The organism is Nocardioides sp. BGA-UO-ETr-FS32, from assembly GCF_059567905.1.
This window is the reverse complement of record NZ_JCAQOX010000016.1, coordinates 505,405-522,315: the sequence shown is the minus strand read 5'-3', so window position 1 is coordinate 522,315 and position 16,911 is coordinate 505,405. Positions and strand designations below refer to the sequence as shown.

Genomic DNA, 16,911 nt, shown 5'->3' with positions numbered 1-16,911 from the left:
ACCGTTGTCGCCATGGCTGACTACAAGGGTCGCATCGGCAACCTCATCCGCGACGCCCGCAAGCACCGCGGGCTCACCCAGCACCAGCTCGCAGAGCTGCTCGGCACGAGCCAGAGCGCCATCAACCGCATCGAGAAGGGTCACCAGAACCTCTCTCTCGAGATGCTCGCCCGCATCGGGGCCGCCCTCGACTCCGAGATCGTCGCGCTGGGCGCCGGCCCCACCCACCTGCGCGTCGACGGCCCCACCACCCTCTCCGGGTCCATCGACGTCAAGACGTCGAAGAACGCCGGAGTCGCGCTGCTGTGCGCGTCGCTGCTCAACAAGGGCCGTACGACGCTGCGCAAGGTCGCGCGTATCGAGGAGGTCAACCGCCTGCTCGAGGTGCTGAACTCCCTCGGCGTGGCCACCCGCTGGCTCAACGAGGACAACGACCTCGAGATCGTGCCGCCCGCCGACCTCAACCTGGCCGCGATCGACGAGGCGGCCGCGCGCCGTACCCGCTCGGTGATCATGTTCCTCGGCCCGCTCCTCCACCGCTACGACGAGTTCGAGCTCCCCTACGCCGGCGGCTGCAACCTCGGCGAGCGGACCGTGGAGCCGCACATGTCGGCGCTGCGTCCCTTCGGCCTGGACGTCAAGGCCACCGACGGCGCCTACCACGCGAGCGTCAACCGGGCCATCGAGCCGGAGCGGCCCATCGTGCTCACCGAGCGCGGCGACACTGTCACCGAGAACGCCCTCATGGCAGCTGCGCTACACCCGGGCACCACCGTGATCCGCAACGCCTCGTCCAACTACATGGTCCAGGACCTCTGCTTCTACCTCCGGAAGCTCGGGGTCGAGATCGAGGGCATCGGCACCACCACGCTCCGGGTCACCGGCCGCTCCTCCATCGACGTGGACGTCGACTACGCGCCGTCCGAGGACCCCATCGAGGCCATGTCCCTGCTCGCGGCCGCCATCGTCACCAAGTCGTCGATCGTCATCCGCCGGGCGCCGATCGAGTTCCTCGAGATCGAGCTCGCCACGCTCGAGGAGATGGGATTCCGCTACGACCGCTCGGAGGAGTACGTCGCGCTGAACGGCGAGACCCGCCTGGTCGACATCACCACGCACCCCTCGGACCTGCGGGCGCCGCTCGACAAGATCCACCCGATGCCGTTCCCCGGCCTCAACATCGACAACCTGCCGTTCTTCGCGGTCATCGCGGCCGTGGCCGAGGGCCAGACGCTGCTGCACGACTGGGTCTACGAGAACCGCGCGATCTACCTCACCGAGCTCAACAAGCTCGGCGCGCAGGTGAAGCTGCTCGACCCGCACCGCGTGCTGGTCGAGGGGCCGACCCACTTCTCAGGCGCGGAGATCGTCTGCCCGCCGGCGCTGCGGCCGGCGGTCGTGCTGCTGATCGCGATGCTCGCGTCCAAGGGTCGCAGCGTGCTGCGCTCGACCTACGTCATCCACCGCGGCTACGAGGACCTCGCCGAGCGGCTCAACGAGCTCGGCGCCAACATCGAGACCTTCCGGGATATTTAGCCCGTCGTTGGTCGAGTAGCCGCGCGAGGAACGAGCGCGGCGTATCGAGACCCTGATCTCTGGGTCGCGGGGTCTCGATACGCCACGTCGCGATCTCGTACCTCGGTCGCGGTGTCACTCGACCTGGTTGAGCGACGTCGCCCGCTCGTCCCTCGCGGTCGACTGCTCAGCCAAAAAGCGTCTCCACCCACGCCCGCGACACCTTGCCGACGTTGGGCGGCGCGGTCATGTCGGCCGTGATCCTCGGCAGCGGGGCCGTGTGCTGGCCGGCATTGCGGTGCCAGTCGTTCTCCGCCTCGATCAGCAGGCCGAGGTCGGCGCGCGCCAGGAACACTCCGTGCCCGTCGGGGCACTGGTTGACCGTCGCCTCGCCGAGGGTCTTCTCATCCATCTCGACGCCACATCGGGGACACGTCATGCTCTCCATCCTCCGACGGTACCGCTGCACCCCATACTTCTGTCGTGAACTCACCGGCCCCTTCACGACCGGCCTACCTCGACCACCCCCGTCCGCTGGCGTTCGCCCACCGCGGCGGGGCGTACCACCCCGACATCGAGGGCCTCGAGAACACGCTGGCGGCGTTCGCCCACGCCGTGGAGCTCGGCTACACCTACCTCGAGACCGACGTCCACGTCACCAGTGACGGGGTCCTGCTCGCGTTCCACGACACGGTCCTCGACCGGGTCACCGACCGCACCGGCCAGATCAGCGACACGACGTACGCCGAGGTGCAGCGGGCGCTGATCGGTGGCCGCGAGCGGGTGCCGACGCTGGCCCAGCTCTTCGACGCGTTCCCGGACGCGCGCTTCAACATCGACCTCAAGTCCGCCGGCGCGGTCGAGGCGCTCGCCGCCTTCGTCGAGGAGCGCGATGCGTGGGACCGGCTGCTGGTCGGCTCGTTCTCCGCGCGGCGGATGACGGCGTTCCGTCGACGCACCCGGGGTCGGGTCGCGACGTCCGCACACCCGCTGGAGGTCGCCGCGTTCGTGCTCTCCCCCAGCGCCCGGCTCGCCCGGTGGCTCACCCGCGGGCGCCCGGTGGCCCTGCAGGTCCCGCACCGCCGGGGTCGCCTGCTGGTGGCGTCCGCGGGGCTCGTACGACGGGCGCGCGCGGCGGGCCTGCAGGTGCACGTGTGGACGATCGACGACCCGATCGAGATGAACACCCTCCTCGACCGTGGTGTCGACGGCATCATGACCGATCGCACGGACATACTCAGGGACGTGCTCCGCGCCCGCGGACAGTGGAACGGCCCCGTGGAGGGCCGCATGGAGGGTGAGGCATGAGCGACGCAGGCGGCGGGATCGCCAACTTGAAGCCCTTGGCGCAGGCCGAGGAGCAGCGAGCCTGGTACTTCTACGACTGGGCGAACAGCGCGTTCGCGACGACTGTCTCGGGTGTGCTCTTCGGTCCCTACCTCATCGCCATCGCCGAGGAGGCCGCGGTCGACGACCGCGTGTCGGTGCTGGGACTGTCCGTCGCGCCGGGTGCGCTCCCGGCGTACGTCATCACCTTCTCGACCCTGGTCTCGGCACTCATCCTGCCGGTCCTGGGCGCGGTCGCCGACCGCACCTCCCGCAAGAAGGACCTGCTGGCGGGCTTCGCCTGGAGCGGTGCGTTCTTCGCCGGCCTGCTCTTCTTCATGACGGGTGACAACTGGCAGTTCGGTGCGATCACCTTCATCCTGGCCAACCTGTGCTTCGCGGCCTCGGCGGTCGTCAACGACTCGATCCTGCCGATCATCTCGACCGAGGCCGACCGCGACCGCGTCTCCTCCCGGGGCTGGGCCTACGGCTATGCCGGTGGTGGCCTGCTCCTCGCCCTCAACTTCGTCCTGGTGAGCTTCCACGACACCTTCGGCCTGACCGAGGGCATGGCGGTGCGCATCTCGCTGCTGTCGGCGGCCGTGTGGTGGGCGGCCTTCACCTTCATCCCCTTCCGCGGCCTGCAGAACCACCAGCCGGTCGACGTGGAGCAGGTCGAGGGTGGGGTGCTGCAGCGCAGCTTCGGCCAGCTCTGGATCACGCTGAAGGAGCTGCGCAACTACCCGGTGGCGCTGACCTTCCTGCTCGCCTACCTGTTCTTCAACGACGGCATCCAGACGGTGATCAGCCAGGCGTCCGTCTACGGCGTCGAGGAGCTCGGCTTCCCCCAGGGCACCATGCTCGGCGTCTACCTCCTCGTGCAGTTCGTCGCCGTGGGCGGTGCCCTGCTCTTCGGGCGCATCGCGGCCACCCGGGGGGCCAAGAACACGATCCTCGGCGGGCTGGTGATCTGGATGCTCATCGTGACGGCCGGACTGTTCATCCCGGAGAAGTCCCTGGTCCCGCTGCTGCTCCTCGGCGCCGCGATCGGCCTCGTGCTCGGTGGCACCCAGGCGCTGGCCCGGTCCTACTTCTCGCTGCTGATCCCGCGCGGCAAGGAGGCTGAGTTCTTCAGCTTCTACCACGCCATGGAGCGCGGGACGTCGTGGTTCGGCACGCTGGTCTTCGGCCTGGTCTACACCTTCACGGGCTCCTACCGACCGGCCATCTTCGCCCTGATCATCTTCTTCGTCGTCGGAGGCCTCCTGCTGATGCGGGTCGACACCGCCAAGGGAATCCGCGACGCCGGCAACGACGCACCCGCGGTGATCTGAGCGACGACCCCTGCGCGACGTCGCCGCGAGGGGAGCTCCACCCCTTGGGGTGAAGTTCGTCTCGCCTGAGCGCGGTTCCTGCGCCCACGAATCCGCGGAATTGTGGCGACCCCGCTACCGTTGAAGGCTGTAGAAGTTCCGGTACGCCCGAGCGGCGTCGCCACGAGCGGCGTCATGGACCACGGTCTGGCTCGTCGTACTGGAAAGGACCCGAACACAAACACAACGGGTGTCAGCAACCCAATGGAGGTGGGCACGGTGGCGGAGCGCACACTGCGTGGCGCGAGGCTCGGCGGCCAGAGTTTCGAGGACGAGCGCGGCATCGAGTTCGCAGCTCGTCAGCAGGTCGGTTACCGGTGCAAGCAGGGGCACGACTTCGAGGTCACGATGTCGGTCGAGGCCGACATCCCGGCCGTGTGGGAGTGCCCGCGCTGCGGCGCCGAGGCCTTGAGCACCGCGGGGATCCTGCCCGAGGAGAAGGTCGAGAAGCCGGCCCGCACGCACTGGGACATGCTCTTGGAGCGGCGCTCGGAGAAGGAGCTCGAGGACATCCTCAAGGAGCGCCTCGAGCTGCTGCGTGGCGGCGAGATCGGCCCCGCGCACCTGCACCGCGCCAACAAGAAGAAGCGCGTCAGCTGAGCCGAGAGGTCAAGCCGAGCGAGTCACTCGACGACGTCGCCCCGGACCACCGGGCCTCCGGGCCCGGGGCCGGGGCGTCCGCCATTTCCGAACGGCACACCGAAGCCGGGCGTGGCCACGAGCCGGCGCTCGACGACCGTGGTCAGCAGTCGCCTGGCCACCGGGCGCGTGAACGGCAGGATCAGCAGGATGCCGGCGACGTCGAGGACGAAGCCCGGGCTCAGCATGAGCGTGCCGCCGATCAGGATGAGCGCGCCGTCGGCGATCTCGCGGGCGGGCATCCGGCCGTTCTGGAGGGCGGCGCGCAGCGCCTGCCACGCGCGTCCACCCTCGCGCTTGATGAGCCAGGCCCCGACCATGCTGTCGAGCACGAGGAGCACGATCGTCCACCACGGTCCGACCAGCTGGCCGACCTGGAGGATCACCCAGATCTCGACCAGCGGCACCACCACGAACGCCGCGGCCAGGAGCGGCCGCAACCAACGCCTGCGGCGCGGTCCCGTACGGGGTGCGGCGGGGTGGGTCATGCCCGGCTCCAGCGCCGCCGCAGCTGGGCGCGCCGCTCCGACAGGCCCCACCGGGTGATCCTCCGCAGCGACTCGCTGGCCACCTGTCCGCTCATCTTGGAGTCGCCGCGCTCGCGCTCGACGAAGTCGATCGGCACCTCGGCGATCCGGAGACCGCGGCTGAGGGTGCGGTAGGCGAGGTCGGTCTGGAACACGTATCCAGTAGACCTCACCGAGCCAAGGTCGATCGCGTCCAGCGTCGTTCGCCGGAACAGGCGGTAGCCGGCCGTCGCGTCCTTCACCCGGATCCCGAGCAGCAGCCGGACGTAGAGGTTGCCGCCCCGCGAGAGCAGGAGCCGCTGGAGCGGCCAGTTGACCACCGAGCCGCCCGGGACGTAGCGCGAGCCGATCACCAGGTCGGCGTCCCGGAGCGCGTCGAGGAGCCGCTCGAGCTGCTCGGGCTGGTGCGAGCCGTCGGCGTCCATCTCCCCGACGACGTCGTATCCCGCGCGGAGCGCGACGTCGAAGCCGTGGAGGTACGCCGCACCCAGCCCGGCCTTCTCCGTCCGGTGCACGACGCTGATCGCCGGGTCGGCGGCCGCGAGCCCGTCGGCGAGGCCGCCGGTGCCGTCGGGGCTGTTGTCGTCCACCACCAGCACGTCGACGCCCGGCTGGGCCTTCCGCAGCCGACCGATGATCCACGCGAGGTTGTCCGCCTCGTTGTAGGTCGGGATGACCATGACGCAGCGGCCGAGACCGTCGACACTCACGCGGGCGTACCTCGCTCCAGGGGCTCCACGGGGTGGAGGGACGGGTGGTCAGGGCGGGTGCCCGACCGGCGACGACGATAGGTGACGGCGACGGCCGCGGTGTGCAGGACGAGGAAGATCAGCGCGAGTCGCGCCGGCCAGACCCCGAGGCGTACGGCCGGGGTGGTCGTGGTGCTGAGGCCCACGGTCTCGACCAGCACCTCCTGGGTACGCACCGGCGCCGAGGCGACCACGGTGCCGTCCGGGCGCACGACCCCCGAGACGCCGTTGATCGCGGCGACCACGACCCACCGTCCGGTCTCGAGGGCGCGCAGCCGGCTGATCTCGAACTGCTGCCCGAGCTGGCCGGTGCGGCTGAACATCGCGTTGCTGGTCTGCACGGTCACGAGCTCGGCGCCGCGCGCGACCTGCCCGGCGAGGCCGTCGTCGTAGGCCACGTCGAAGCAGATGGCGTCGGCCACGAGGTGCTCGCCCACCCGGATCGGCTCCAGGCTGGTGCCGCGGACCATGTCACGCGGCACCTCGGTCAGCCGGCCGTAGGTCGACGGCATCCAGCTGGTGCCGCGGAAGGGGATGTACTCGCCGTAGGGCACCGGGTTGCGCTTGGTGTAGCGGTCCCCGCTGCCGAGGCCCGGCTGGTAGACGATGCCCTGGTTGAGCACCTGGGTGTCGTCGAGCGGGTTGCTGTTGGTGCCGCCGACGATGATCGGCACCCCGATCGCGTCGGACGCGGCGACGATGCCGCCGTTGATCTCGGTGTCGAGGAAGGGGTCCACCGCGGTGGAGTTCTCCGGCCACACCACGAAGTCGGGTCGCTGCTGCTCCCCTGCCGCGACCGCGTCGGCCAGCTCGCGGGTGAGTCGTACGTGGTTGGCGGTCACCTCGCGGTGCACGGCCGGCACGTTGAGCCCGGTGCCGGGGACGTCGCCCTGGACGGCAGCGACCGTCGCGGTGCCGGTGCGCTCGAGCGGGTACGACACCAGCGCGGGCGCCAGGGTCACGACGGCGAGCCCGGCGGCCGCGGCGTACGTCGTGCGCGTGGGCGAGCGCACCTCGAGCAGCAGCCAGGCCAGCGTCGTGCCGGTCAGCGCGACGAGCAAGCTGGCGCCGGTCATCCCGACCCACGGGATGGCGTCGGCCCACGGGGTGTCGGCGGTGGCGAACACGAGGCGACCGAAGGGCATGCCGCTGAACGGGAAGCCGCTTCGCCAGGTCTCGATGCCGACCCACCACAGCGCGGCGAGCACCGGCCACGCGCGCACGCGCATGCTCCAGGAGAGACCGATGCCGAGGGGGACGAAGAAGGCGGCCTCCATCGCGCACATCGCCAGCCACGCGTCGGTGCCGACTGCCCGCATCCAGACCATGACCGCATAGATGAACCCGATGCCGAACAGCAGGCTGGGGATCCACGCCCGCCGGGGACCCAGACCGCGTACGGAGAGCACGAGGCTCGCGATCGCCGGTGGCATCACCCACGCGTGCCCGACCGGCTCGAAGGCCGCCGCGAGCACGAGGCCGCCGACGAGGGCGAGGAGGCAGCGCAGCGGCACGCACAGACCGTAGCCGACGACACGGCGGGGAGGATCGGGCGCCTGCAGCGGAGCGGGAGGAACGAGGGGGCTTCGGACCAACGCGCGACCGACTGGCTGACGAGCACGCGAAGTTGTCTAAGGCCCCTAGGTTCCTCCCGCATCCAGCCCCCGCGGGGCACCGTCGACGGGTCGGCGGACGGTGGGAATCGCTGGCTTCGCGTACCCCACGCTCGTCTCCCCTCTGCCGAAGGTGCCACCCGCGAGCTGCACAGGCGGACTGGGGAACGATCCCTCCCGGCTCGGGGAGTGTCAACACGCGTCTGACCTGCGAGAACGCGCGTTTTCGCAGGTCAACGAACTGCACTCGCGGAGAAACTCGTCAGACAAATCTCGGCGGTCGCGGCGTGTCGCAGCGTGACACGCCGAGGGTCGGACCTCCCCGCCTCAGCGGCGCGGTGGTACGACGACGGTGCCGGTGGCAGTGGTGGCCACGACCGGCGGGTCGAGGACCTCGGCGGCGCCCGGGGCGGCCTCGGTCGGTGCGCCCCGACCGACGACGTGCACGGCGAAGTCCATCACCCGGCTGCGGGTGCCCTCCTTGACCAGCGTCGCGGTGATCTCGAGGACGTCGCCGGCGCGGACCGGGGCCTTGAACTGGACGTCGGAGTAGGACGCGAAGAGTCCCTCGTCGCCGTCGAGGACGATGCACATCTCGGTCGCGACGTCGCCGAACAGGCCGAGGCTGTAGGCGCCGTCGACGAGGTTGCCGGCGTAGTGGGCGTGGGAGTAGGGCACGTAGCGGCGGTGGGTGACCACGGTGCCGACACGGCCCCCGTACGGCTCGGTGTCGCTCATGAGGCCTTCTCCTGGGTGAGGCGGTGGACGATGAACGAGGCCACCTCGCCGGGCGTCGTACCCCGGCTGAAGACGCGGTCGACGCCGAGCTCGTCAGCCATCGTCTCGTCGAAGCGGGGGCCGCCGACGACGAGCAGGGGCCGCTTGGCCGCGGGATAGGCCTCGCGGAACGCCGCGGACATCTCGCGCGTGTTGAGCAGGTGCGCGTCGCGCTGGGTGACGACCTGCGAGACGAGGACCGCGTCGGCCTTCTCCTCCCGCGCGGCCTCGACGAGCTGCGGGACCGAGACCTGGGCGCCGAGGTTCACGACCTTGAGCTCGCGGTAGTACTCCAGGCCCTTCTCCCCCGCGAACCCCTTGATGTTGAGGATCGCGTCGATGCCGACCGTGTGGGCGTCGGTGCCGATGCAGGCCCCCACCACGGTGAGTCGGCGGCGCAGCGAGCGCTTGATCGCGGCGTTGGCCTCCTTGGGCGTCAGGAGCGGGTAGTCACGCTCGACCACCTCGACGGTGCTGGGGTCGACGAGGTGGTTGACCCGGCCGTAGACGACGAAGAACGTGAAGCCCTCCCCCATCGGCTTGGCGTGCACGACGAGCGCCGGGTCCATGCCCATCTTGGTGGCGAGCTGCACCGCGGCGCCCTCGGCGACCTTGGAGTGCTCGATCGGCAGCGTGAACGAGAGCTGCACCATGCCGTCGCCGGTGGTGTCGCCGTAGGGGCGGATCAGGCTCATCGGCCGGCTCCTTCCAGGATCTCGGTCGCGGGGTTGTGGTAGTCGCGGGCCTTCCTCGCGACGCCGTCGAGGCCCCTGCCCTTGTCGGCGGGACGCTTCATCAGACCGAAGGTGCCGTCGGCGATCGCGGCCAGCAGCGGCGGGTCACCGGCGGCGTCCCTGTCGTCCTTGATCTGCTGGAGCAGCCCGATCGCCTCGCCGAGCACCTCGCGCGCACGCGTCGCGATGAAGCCGTCGGGCGAGGGGTGGAAGTCCTCGCGCAGGTTGCCGGCCGCGTTCATGACGTAGCGGACGTTCTGCAGGGCCAGGTCGCGGTCGGAGATCCACGGGGTCACGACGGCCTCGGTCATCATCCCGACCAGCAGGATGCCCTGGCCGGTCATGGCACCGACGAGGTTGAAGAAGCCGTCGAGGAGGTAGCCCTTGAAGATGTCGCCGGTCATGTGGCGCGTCGGCGGCATCCACTTCAGCGGTGCGTCGGGGAACAGCTCGCGCGCGAGCATCGCGTGGGCGAGCTCGAGGCGGAACGAGTCGGGGACCTCCGGGTCGATCTCGAAGGCGTGCCCGAGCCCGAGCTGCCAGTCCTCGAGGCCGGCCTCCTTGGCGAAGTACTCGTTGAGCAGCTGGCTGGTCGTCACGGTGTGCGCCGCCTCGACCGCGTCGGCGGTGGTGAGGTAGTTGTCCTCGCCGGTGTTGATGATGATGCCGGCGCGGGCGTGCACCTGGCGGCTGAAGCGCTGGTCGACGAAGGTCCGGATCGGGTTGATGTCGCGGAAGAGGATCCCGTACATCGAGTCGTTGAGCATCATGTCGAGGCGCTCGAGCCCGGCGAGCGCGGCGATCTCGGGCATGCACAGGCCGGAGGCGTAGTTGGTGAGCCGGACGTAGCGGCCGAGCTCCTTCGACGTCTCGTCGAGCGCCGCGCGCATCAGGCGGAAGTTCTCCTGCGTGGCGTAGGTGCCGGCGAAGCCCTCGCGGGTCGCGCCCTCGGGGACGAAGTCGAGCAGCGACTGTCCCGTCGAGCGGATCACGGCGATGACGTCCGCGCCCTCGCGCGCGGCCGCCTGTGCCTGCGGGATGTCCTCGTGGATGTCGCCGGTGGCGACGATGAGGTAGATCCACGGCTTGCTGGGGGCGTCGCCGACCTTGGCGATCATCTTCTCGCGTGCGACACGCTGGCGGTCGATCTGCTTGATGCCGGCGCCGACCGCCTTGCGCGAAGCCGCCCGCGCGCGGATGGCCTCCTTGCCCTCGGGGACGCGGAAGGTCACCGAACCTGCGGCCGCCTTCTGGGCGAGGGTGAGCAGGTCGTCGCCCTCCCCGCGCAGCAGCGCGTCCCACACGGGCAGGCTGACACCGTGCTCGAGGCCGACGTCCGCGCGGACGGCGTCGGTGAGGCGGTTGACCCACGGGGTGCCGTCGGGGTCGGCGCCGCCGAGGCCGGCCAGGCGCAGCGTGGCACGCTCCACCGACACCGTGGTGTGGCGAGTGGCGAGGTCGACGATGGGCTTGCCGACCTGGCGGGCGAGCGTGCGCGCGCGGCGTACGTCGGCCTTGTCGATGCCGAGCTGGCTGCCCTTCCTCGCTGCCATCAGAGCCTCCGCTCGAACAGGGCGCGGACCCCGGCGTCGGAGCGCAGCAGCTCCATCGCGTACGCCGCGTGGCCGGGGACGTAGCCGTTGCCGACGAGCATCCGGACGTCGGCGGCCAGCCCCTCGGCCCCCAGCGCCGCGGCGCTGAAGCTGGTGGCCATGGAGAAGAAGATGACGGTGCCGCCCTCGGCGGTCGCGAGGATCGCGCCGCCCTCGCAGCCGGGCACGTCCACGCACACGACCGTGAGGTCGGCCGGGCCGCCGGCCTCGGTGACCGCATCCCGCAGGGCGATCGGGTCACGGGCGTCGGCGATCGTGACGGCATCCGCGATGCCGGCTCCGGCGAGGAGGTCGTGCTCGTCCTGGTGGGGCACGACACCGATGGTGCGCGCCGCGCCGGCCGCACGGGCGGCCGCGAGGCTGAGCGAGCCGGACTTGCCCGCCCCGCCGATGACCGCCACCACCGGTGCGCGCCCGCGGGCGGCGTACTCCTCCACGACCCGCCGGGTGAGTGCCGGGGCACCGCACACGTCCATCACGCTGAGCGACAGGGCCGGGTCGAGGTCGTCGGGGATGACGGCTGCGATCGAGCGGCCGAAGAGCACGGCGTAGCCGTCGCAGGGCACCTGCTCGCTGTGGCCGTCCCAGCGGGCGAGGCCGTCCTCGATGACGAGGGGGGTGAGGGTCAGGCTGACGAGCGTGGCGACCCGGTCCCCCACCGACAGCCCCAGGGGTGACTCGGGTCCGACCTCCTCGACGGTGCCGACGAGCATGCCGCCGGACCCCGTCTCGGGGTTCTGCATCTTGCCGCGCGTGGCGACGATGTCGAGGACCTCGGCGCGTACGGCGTCGGCGTCGGTCTCGCCGTACTTCGTGTGCTTGCGCTCGAGCTGGCGGAACGACGCCGCGTCGAGGTTGAGCCGCTCGACCCGCACCCGGACCTCGTCGGGCCACAGCTCGGCGCGGGTGTCGAGCCGCTGGGCGGCCTGCGGCAGCACGGCGCCGTCGTCGAGGACGCGGTGCAGGCCGGTCGGATCGCCGACGGGCAACCCGGTCCGCTGGTCCGACTGGAGGTCCGCGGGGGGTGTCATTCAGGTCATCCTTCTTGTCTTGCGCCACAGAGCCGCAAATCTTGCGGCGTGGCATTGGACTGGCCGCACGTTCTCCGCGTACTGTTCCAGATGTGTCGCCGCACACACAACCGGCACGCCGCTCGGCCACAACCCCGGGGCGACCCCGGGGTTTCCGCTTCAAGGAGATCTCATGAGCATCGAGACCACCAGCCCGCTGGACCTGGCCCTCGCCACCGGTCAGCCCTACCCCTACGAGCGGGTCGAGCTCGTCGAGCCCGACTGGACGCGGTTCCCAGGGTGGGCCGGCGTGAGCGCCGCCGACTGGGCTTCGGTGCAGTGGCAGCGCGCGCACTGCATCAAGAACGTCAAGCAGCTGCGTGAGCTGATGGGTGACCTGCTCGACGAGCGGTTCTACGCCGACCTCGAGCGCGACCAGGCCGAGCGCGCCACGATGTCGATGCTCGTGCCGCCGCAGATGATGAACACCATGGTGCCGGCCTTCGAGCCCGCGGGCGCCGGCTCGATGACCGAGGCGTTCTACGCCGACCCGATCCGCCACTACATGATCCCCGTGCTGAGCGACCGGCGCACCGACTGGCCCTCGCACCCGCACGCAGCGCGCGACTCGCTGCACGAGCACGACATGTGGGCCACCGAGGGCCTCACCCACCGCTACCCCACCAAGGTCCTCGCCGAGCTGCTGCCGACCTGCCCGCAGTACTGCGGCCACTGCACCCGCATGGACCTGGTCGGCAACTCGACGCCGGTGATCGACAAGCTCAAGTTCGCCGGCAAGCCCAACGACCGGCTCGGCGACATGCTCGACTACCTGCGTCGTACGCCGTCCGTGCGCGACGTGGTCGTCTCCGGCGGCGACGTGGCCAACATGCCCTGGCCGCGCCTCGAGGCGTTCCTGATGTCGGTGCTGGAGGTCGAGAACATCCGCGACATCCGGCTCGCGACGAAGGCCCTCATCGGCCTCCCGCAGCACTGGCTGCAGCCCGACGTCGTCGAGGGTGTGAGCCGGGTGGCCGCCGTGGCCCGCTCGCGCGGCGTCTCGCTGGCCATGCACACCCACGCCAACCACGCGAGCTCCGTGACGCCCATCGTCGCCGAGGCCTCGCGCGCGATGCTCGACGCCGGCCTGCGCGACGTACGCAACCAGGGCGTGCTGCTGAACGGCGTCAACGCCGACCCGCACGCGCTGCTCGACCTGTGCTTCCGCCTGCTCGACGGCGCGCAGATCATGCCCTACTACTTCTACATGTGCGACATGATCCCGTTCTCGGAGCACTGGCGGGTCTCGCTCGCCGACGCGCAGCGCCTCCAGCACCACATCATGGGCTACCTGCCGGGCTTCGCGACGCCGCGCATCGTGTGCGACGTGCCGTACGTCGGCAAGCGCTGGGTGCACCAGAACGCCGACTACGACACCGAGCACGGGATCTCCTACTGGACGAAGAACTACCGCACGTCCATCGAGGGTGACGACGCCGAGGCGCTGTCGCGCTACTACGAGTACTACGACCCGATCCACACGCTGCCCGAGTCGGGCCAGCAGTGGTGGGAGGAGCACGGGCGTCTCGACGAGACCTCCCTCAAGGCCGCCGAGATGGCCGAGGCGTCGCGGCGTACGGCGGCCCTCCAGGCGTACTGAGGCCCCGGTTCTCCCGGATCCGGGGTTTCGGGTTTCCGCGGTCCGGGGACTCCCCGCTCGTGCGGGGAGTCCGGCACTTCGAGGGGCGTACAACACCCTCCAGGTGTCGGACTCCCCCACCCAGCAGCGCTTTCTCCACAGGCGGGACGGCTGCCCGTTTGGCCCGCGGGTGATCCCGGGCACCACTGGGGCATGGCCGAGTTCCAGCTGTCCCCCAATGACGTCCTGCTACGGCGCGACCTGATCGCAGAGGGCCTCACCGACCGCGACATCCACGCGCAGGTGAAGGCCGGCGCGCTGACCAAGCTGCGCTACGGCGCGTACGCCCCGACCGGGCTCCTCCACGAGGTCGACGGGGTCGACATGATGCGTGCGCGCGCACGAGCGGTGCTCCGCACGGCGCACGAGTCCGCGGTGCTGTCGCACCAGAACGGCCTCGCCGAGCACGGAGTCCCGCTGTGGGGCGTCGGGCTGGACGAGACACACCTGACCCGTACGGACGGACGAGCCGGGCGGCGGGAGGCCGGCGTCGTGCACCACCGCGCCGTACTCGAACCGCGGTGGTGGAGCGTCCACCACGGCGTCCCGGTGGTGCACCCGGCGCGCGCGGCCATCGAGGTGGCGACCGCTCATGGCCCCGAGGTCGGGCTGGTGGCGGCATGCGGTGTGCTGCACCTCGAGCTCGCCACGGTCGCCGAGCTGCACGAGGCCGCAGCGGCGGCGCGCCACTGGCCCGGCAGCCTCGGCACGAGGCTCGTCCTGGCCCGCGCCGACGGCCGCCTCACCAACGTCGCAGAGGCGCGGACCTGGCACATGTTCTTCGAGCAGCGAATCCCACGACCGGAGCCGCAGGTACGCGTGCTCGACGAGGACGGCAACCTGTTGGGGATCGTCGACTTCCTGTGGCCGGGGCTCGGGGTGTTCCTCGAGTTCGACGGTCGGATCAAGTACGAGCAGCACCGTCGACCGGGTGAGTCGCTCGCCGACTACCTCATGCGCGAGAAGCGTCGGGAGGAGCAGATATGCGTGCAGAAGGGATGGATCTGCATCCGCGTCACGTGGGCCGACCTCCAGCGTCCCGCCGTCCTGGCGCGGCGGATCATGAGGGCGCTGGACAGCCGCAGCCCGAAGCGCTGAACGCCGTCTTGTCGGCGTAGTCCGACACTGTGAGGGCGTTGTACACCCCTCGAAGTGGCGGACTCCCCGCTCGAGCGGGGACTCTGCGAGCCGGTGTTCGCGGCCCCCGGTTCAGGCGGCGCCGAGCCGGGCAGCGAGGGTGTCCGCCCCCGGTCCGGTGAGCTCGCCAGGACCCGGCCGGCGACCGAACAGAAGCAGGAGCAGCGCCCCGGCCGAGCCGCGCGCCTCGGGGCCGTCGCCGTGCGACCAGGCGGCGTCGGTGCCGACGAGCTCGAGGGCGGCGTCGAGGAGAGTGGTGCGTCGCTCGAAGGAGCTCACGCGCCACAGAGTAGTGCGAGCCCAGCGCGACGACGCCGCCGTGGTGGGCGGATGTGCGGGGTCCGGTCCCCGTTCAGGGTGATGTGCACCGGGGGCAGGTGGTGCTTGACTGACCCGGACGCCGGCTCCTGCCGGTGAGCGGCGAGGTGGTGCCTGATGACGCAGCTTCGCTCCTCGCCGCCCGCCGTGCCCCGTCGACGAGGCACGGAGCCGTGGGGCGAGAACGCGCCGATCCGCGCCGAGCTCTTCGGCCCGGACCGGTTTTCCCAGCACGCGGCCAGCCTCGCGGACGAGCACGTCGTCGTACGGAGACCGCCGCGGGTCGTCCCGCTCCTCCATCGACTGAGCGAGGACGCTGCGGCCATCGCGGCGGCGCACCGGGCCCTCGACACGGAGGTGCAGCAGGGACGCGCGGTGACCCCGGCCGCCGAGTGGCTGATCGACAACACGCACATGGTGTCGCGCCACATCGGGCAGATCCGCCAGGACCTGCCCAGGTCCTACTTCAACGCTCGGCCTCAGGCGATGGGGCGGTTCTCGTAGGGGGTCGAGAGCACGATCGTGGTGCGCGTGGACACGCTGGCCACCCCGCGGATGCGGGCGAGGAGCTCCTCGAGCGCGAGGGGCGTGGCGACGCGGATCTTGAGGATGTAGGACTCGTCGCCGGCCACCGACCAGCAGGACTCGATCTCCTCGATGCCGACGAGCCGCTCGGGGTAGTCGTCGGGCTGCGAGGGGTCGATCGGCGTGATCGAGATGAACGCCGTCAGCGGACGGCCGAGCTGGTCGTGGTCGACCGTGGCGCCGTAGCCCTTGATCAGGCCGCGCTGCTCGAGGCGCTTGACCCGCTGGTGCACCGCGGAGGTCGACAGGTCGGTGGCCTTGCCGAGGTCGGTGAAGGACATCCGGCCGTCGGCTGCCAGCAGGGACAGGATCTGCCGGTCCTTGGACTCGACCTCGGAGGAGCTCACAGGACGCACCCTAGTCCGAGCCGGACAGTGCCTGCACGAGTCTCACGGCGGACGAGCCGAGTCCCCAGCGCTCGTCCAGCGCCACGACCGCGTCGTGGTCCGCGGGCGTACGCGGTCGCGCGAGGTCGGGCGACCCGAGGTCGAGGTCGCGGCGTACGGCGACCACGCGGGGCGCGACTGCCAGGTAGTCGGCCGCCGCCTTGACCTTGCCGCGCGGGCCGGGGCCCATGTCGGAGTCGGGGTCCTGCGCGGCCTCCACGATCGCGTCGATCGTGCCGAAGCGGTTGAGCAGGGTCGCGGCCGTCTTGTCGCCCACCCCCGCGACGCCCGGCAGGCCGTCGGAGGCATCACCCCGGAGCGTGGCGAGGTCGGCGTACTGGCCGGCATCCACGCCGTACTTGCCCCGCACCCAGGCGTTGTCGACGCGCTCGTGCCTGCTCACGCCCCGGGCGACGTAGAGCACCCGCACCGCGGCGTCGTCGTCGACGAGCTGGAACAGGTCGCGGTCCCCGGTGACGATGTCGACCGGCATCCCGGCACCGGTCGCGAGGGTGCCGATGACGTCGTCGGCCTCCATCTCGGGGTGGCCCACCACGGGGATCCCGTAGGCCTCCAGCACCGACAGGATGACCGGGACCTGCGCCTCGAGGGGGTCGGGCACCTCCTCGACGTCCGGTCGCGGACCGGGGACCTCGCGCACCACCCGGTGCGCCTTGTAGGACGGGATCAGGTCGACGCGCCACTGTGGTCGCCAGTCGTCGTCCCAGCAGCAGGCCAGGTGCGTGGGGTCGTACTCCCCCACCAGTCGGCTGATGAAGTCCATCAGGCCTCGCACCGCGTTGACCGGGGTGCCGTCCGGGGCCTTCACCGAGTCGGGGACGCCGAAGAACGCCCGGAAGTAGAGCGAGGCGGTGTCGAGCAGCAGGAGGCGGTCGCCGGTGGCCATGGC

General features: G+C 70.9%; 18 protein-coding genes. 7 read left to right on the top strand and 11 right to left on the bottom strand.

Features of this window, described 5'->3' with window-relative positions:
* The first annotated feature begins 12 nt into the window (after positions 1 to 12).
* The gene (locus AC57BS_RS20095; RefSeq protein ID WP_496413214.1) at positions 13 to 1,536 is read left to right on the top strand and encodes a helix-turn-helix domain-containing protein; all 1,524 of its coding nucleotides are present in this window, start codon (positions 13 to 15) and stop codon (positions 1,534 to 1,536) included.
* A gap of 166 nt (positions 1,537 to 1,702) precedes the next feature.
* Here the strand turns inward: AC57BS_RS20095 and AC57BS_RS20090 are convergent, their stop codons facing one another.
* Positions 1,703 to 1,954 (bottom strand): TFIIB-type zinc ribbon-containing protein, encoded by a 252-nt coding sequence (locus AC57BS_RS20090; RefSeq protein WP_496413213.1) that lies wholly within the window; start codon positions 1,952 to 1,954, stop codon positions 1,703 to 1,705.
* 44 nt (positions 1,955 to 1,998) lie between these two features.
* Here AC57BS_RS20090 and AC57BS_RS20085 point away from each other — a divergent pair, with 44 nt between their 5' ends.
* The 3 genes from AC57BS_RS20085 (at position 1,999) to AC57BS_RS20075 (ending at position 4,814) form a co-directional block, all read left to right on the top strand.
* Positions 1,999 to 2,823: a glycerophosphodiester phosphodiesterase family protein gene (locus AC57BS_RS20085; RefSeq protein WP_496413212.1), complete on the top strand. Its 825-nt coding sequence runs from the start codon at positions 1,999 to 2,001 to the stop codon at positions 2,821 to 2,823.
* Complete coding sequence (locus AC57BS_RS20080) at positions 2,820 to 4,175, top strand: MFS transporter (protein ID WP_496413211.1); 1,356 nt, start codon at positions 2,820 to 2,822, stop codon at positions 4,173 to 4,175. The genes AC57BS_RS20085 and AC57BS_RS20080 overlap by 4 nt, the downstream gene beginning before the upstream one ends.
* A gap of 258 nt (positions 4,176 to 4,433) precedes the next feature.
* Positions 4,434 to 4,814: an RNA polymerase-binding protein RbpA gene (locus AC57BS_RS20075; protein WP_129454004.1), complete on the top strand. Its 381-nt coding sequence runs from the start codon at positions 4,434 to 4,436 to the stop codon at positions 4,812 to 4,814.
* 23 nt (positions 4,815 to 4,837) lie between these two features.
* Here the strand turns inward: AC57BS_RS20075 and AC57BS_RS20070 are convergent, their stop codons facing one another.
* The 7 genes from AC57BS_RS20070 to kdd all read right to left on the bottom strand — a co-directional run bounded on the left by AC57BS_RS20070 (position 4,838) and on the right by kdd (position 11,897).
* Positions 4,838 to 5,341 carry an FxsA family protein gene (locus AC57BS_RS20070; RefSeq protein WP_496413210.1) on the bottom strand — a complete coding sequence of 168 codons (504 nt, stop codon included), beginning with the start codon at positions 5,339 to 5,341 and terminating at the stop codon, positions 4,838 to 4,840.
* The gene (locus AC57BS_RS20065) at positions 5,338 to 6,090 is read right to left on the bottom strand and encodes a polyprenol monophosphomannose synthase (protein ID WP_496413209.1); all 753 of its coding nucleotides are present in this window, start codon (positions 6,088 to 6,090) and stop codon (positions 5,338 to 5,340) included. The genes AC57BS_RS20070 and AC57BS_RS20065 overlap by 4 nt, the downstream gene beginning before the upstream one ends.
* A complete protein-coding gene (gene lnt / locus AC57BS_RS20060) occupies positions 6,087 to 7,643 on the bottom strand; it encodes an apolipoprotein N-acyltransferase (RefSeq protein ID WP_496413208.1) in 1,557 nt (518 codons plus the stop codon). The genes AC57BS_RS20065 and lnt overlap by 4 nt, the downstream gene beginning before the upstream one ends.
* A gap of 426 nt (positions 7,644 to 8,069) precedes the next feature.
* Complete coding sequence (kal, locus tag AC57BS_RS20055) at positions 8,070 to 8,480, bottom strand: 3-aminobutyryl-CoA ammonia lyase (protein WP_496413207.1); 411 nt, start codon at positions 8,478 to 8,480, stop codon at positions 8,070 to 8,072.
* A complete protein-coding gene (gene kamE / locus AC57BS_RS20050) occupies positions 8,477 to 9,214 on the bottom strand; it encodes a lysine 5,6-aminomutase subunit beta (RefSeq protein WP_496413206.1) in 738 nt (245 codons plus the stop codon). Before kamE ends, kal begins: the two co-directional genes overlap by 4 nt.
* The gene (gene kamD, locus AC57BS_RS20045; RefSeq protein ID WP_496413205.1) at positions 9,211 to 10,806 is read right to left on the bottom strand and encodes a lysine 5,6-aminomutase subunit alpha; all 1,596 of its coding nucleotides are present in this window, start codon (positions 10,804 to 10,806) and stop codon (positions 9,211 to 9,213) included. The genes kamE and kamD overlap by 4 nt, the downstream gene beginning before the upstream one ends.
* Entirely contained in the window at positions 10,806 to 11,897 is a 1,092-nt protein-coding gene (kdd, locus tag AC57BS_RS20040; protein ID WP_496413204.1) for an L-erythro-3,5-diaminohexanoate dehydrogenase, read from the bottom strand. Before kdd ends, kamD begins: the two co-directional genes overlap by 1 nt.
* Positions 11,898 to 12,069: 172 nt before the next feature.
* Here kdd and AC57BS_RS20035 point away from each other — a divergent pair, with 172 nt between their 5' ends.
* A complete protein-coding gene (locus AC57BS_RS20035; RefSeq protein WP_496413203.1) occupies positions 12,070 to 13,536 on the top strand; it encodes a KamA family radical SAM protein in 1,467 nt (488 codons plus the stop codon).
* A gap of 192 nt (positions 13,537 to 13,728) precedes the next feature.
* A complete protein-coding gene (locus tag AC57BS_RS20030) occupies positions 13,729 to 14,673 on the top strand; it encodes a putative endonuclease domain-containing protein (RefSeq protein ID WP_496413202.1) in 945 nt (314 codons plus the stop codon).
* A gap of 111 nt (positions 14,674 to 14,784) precedes the next feature.
* Here AC57BS_RS20030 and AC57BS_RS20025 read toward each other — a convergent pair whose 3' ends face one another.
* Positions 14,785 to 14,991, bottom strand: a complete 207-nt coding sequence (locus tag AC57BS_RS20025; RefSeq protein ID WP_496413201.1) for a hypothetical protein — start codon at positions 14,989 to 14,991, stop codon at positions 14,785 to 14,787.
* Positions 14,992 to 15,147: 156 nt separating this feature from the next.
* On the opposite strand from AC57BS_RS20025, the gene AC57BS_RS20020 reads away from it, so the two are divergent.
* On the top strand, positions 15,148 to 15,534 hold the full coding sequence (locus AC57BS_RS20020) for a hypothetical protein (protein ID WP_496413200.1): 387 nt from the start codon (positions 15,148 to 15,150) through the stop codon (positions 15,532 to 15,534).
* Here AC57BS_RS20020 and AC57BS_RS20015 read toward each other — a convergent pair.
* Positions 15,510 to 15,962, bottom strand: a complete 453-nt coding sequence (locus AC57BS_RS20015) for an Lrp/AsnC family transcriptional regulator (protein WP_496413199.1) — start codon at positions 15,960 to 15,962, stop codon at positions 15,510 to 15,512. The genes AC57BS_RS20020 and AC57BS_RS20015 overlap by 25 nt on opposite strands.
* A gap of 10 nt (positions 15,963 to 15,972) precedes the next feature.
* Complete coding sequence (locus AC57BS_RS20010) at positions 15,973 to 16,908, bottom strand: 5'-3' exonuclease (protein ID WP_496413198.1); 936 nt, start codon at positions 16,906 to 16,908, stop codon at positions 15,973 to 15,975.
* Between the last annotated feature and the right edge of the window lie 3 nt (positions 16,909 to 16,911).

Excerpts from the sequence above, each read along its gene's own strand:
- AC57BS_RS20020 (WP_496413200.1), top strand. The coding sequence starts at position 15,148 with ATGACGCAGCTTCGCTCCTCGCCGCCCGCCGTGCCCCGTCGACGAGGC.
- AC57BS_RS20030 (WP_496413202.1), top strand. The coding sequence starts at position 13,729 with ATGGCCGAGTTCCAGCTGTCCCCCAATGACGTCCTGCTACGGCGCGAC.
- AC57BS_RS20070 (WP_496413210.1), bottom strand. The coding sequence starts at position 5,341 with ATGACCCACCCCGCCGCACCCCGTACGGGACCGCGCCGCAGGCGTTGG.
- kal (WP_496413207.1), bottom strand. The coding sequence starts at position 8,480 with ATGAGCGACACCGAGCCGTACGGGGGCCGTGTCGGCACCGTGGTCACC.
- AC57BS_RS20035 (WP_496413203.1), top strand. The coding sequence starts at position 12,070 with ATGAGCATCGAGACCACCAGCCCGCTGGACCTGGCCCTCGCCACCGGT.
- AC57BS_RS20010 (WP_496413198.1), bottom strand. The coding sequence starts at position 16,908 with ATGGCCACCGGCGACCGCCTCCTGCTGCTCGACACCGCCTCGCTCTAC.
- kamE (WP_496413206.1), bottom strand. The coding sequence starts at position 9,214 with ATGAGCCTGATCCGCCCCTACGGCGACACCACCGGCGACGGCATGGTG.
- AC57BS_RS20080 (WP_496413211.1), top strand. The coding sequence starts at position 2,820 with ATGAGCGACGCAGGCGGCGGGATCGCCAACTTGAAGCCCTTGGCGCAG.
- AC57BS_RS20095 (WP_496413214.1), top strand. The coding sequence starts at position 13 with ATGGCTGACTACAAGGGTCGCATCGGCAACCTCATCCGCGACGCCCGC.
- kamD (WP_496413205.1), bottom strand. The coding sequence starts at position 10,806 with ATGGCAGCGAGGAAGGGCAGCCAGCTCGGCATCGACAAGGCCGACGTA.
- AC57BS_RS20090 (WP_496413213.1), bottom strand. The coding sequence starts at position 1,954 with ATGACGTGTCCCCGATGTGGCGTCGAGATGGATGAGAAGACCCTCGGC.
- kdd (WP_496413204.1), bottom strand. The coding sequence starts at position 11,897 with ATGACACCCCCCGCGGACCTCCAGTCGGACCAGCGGACCGGGTTGCCC.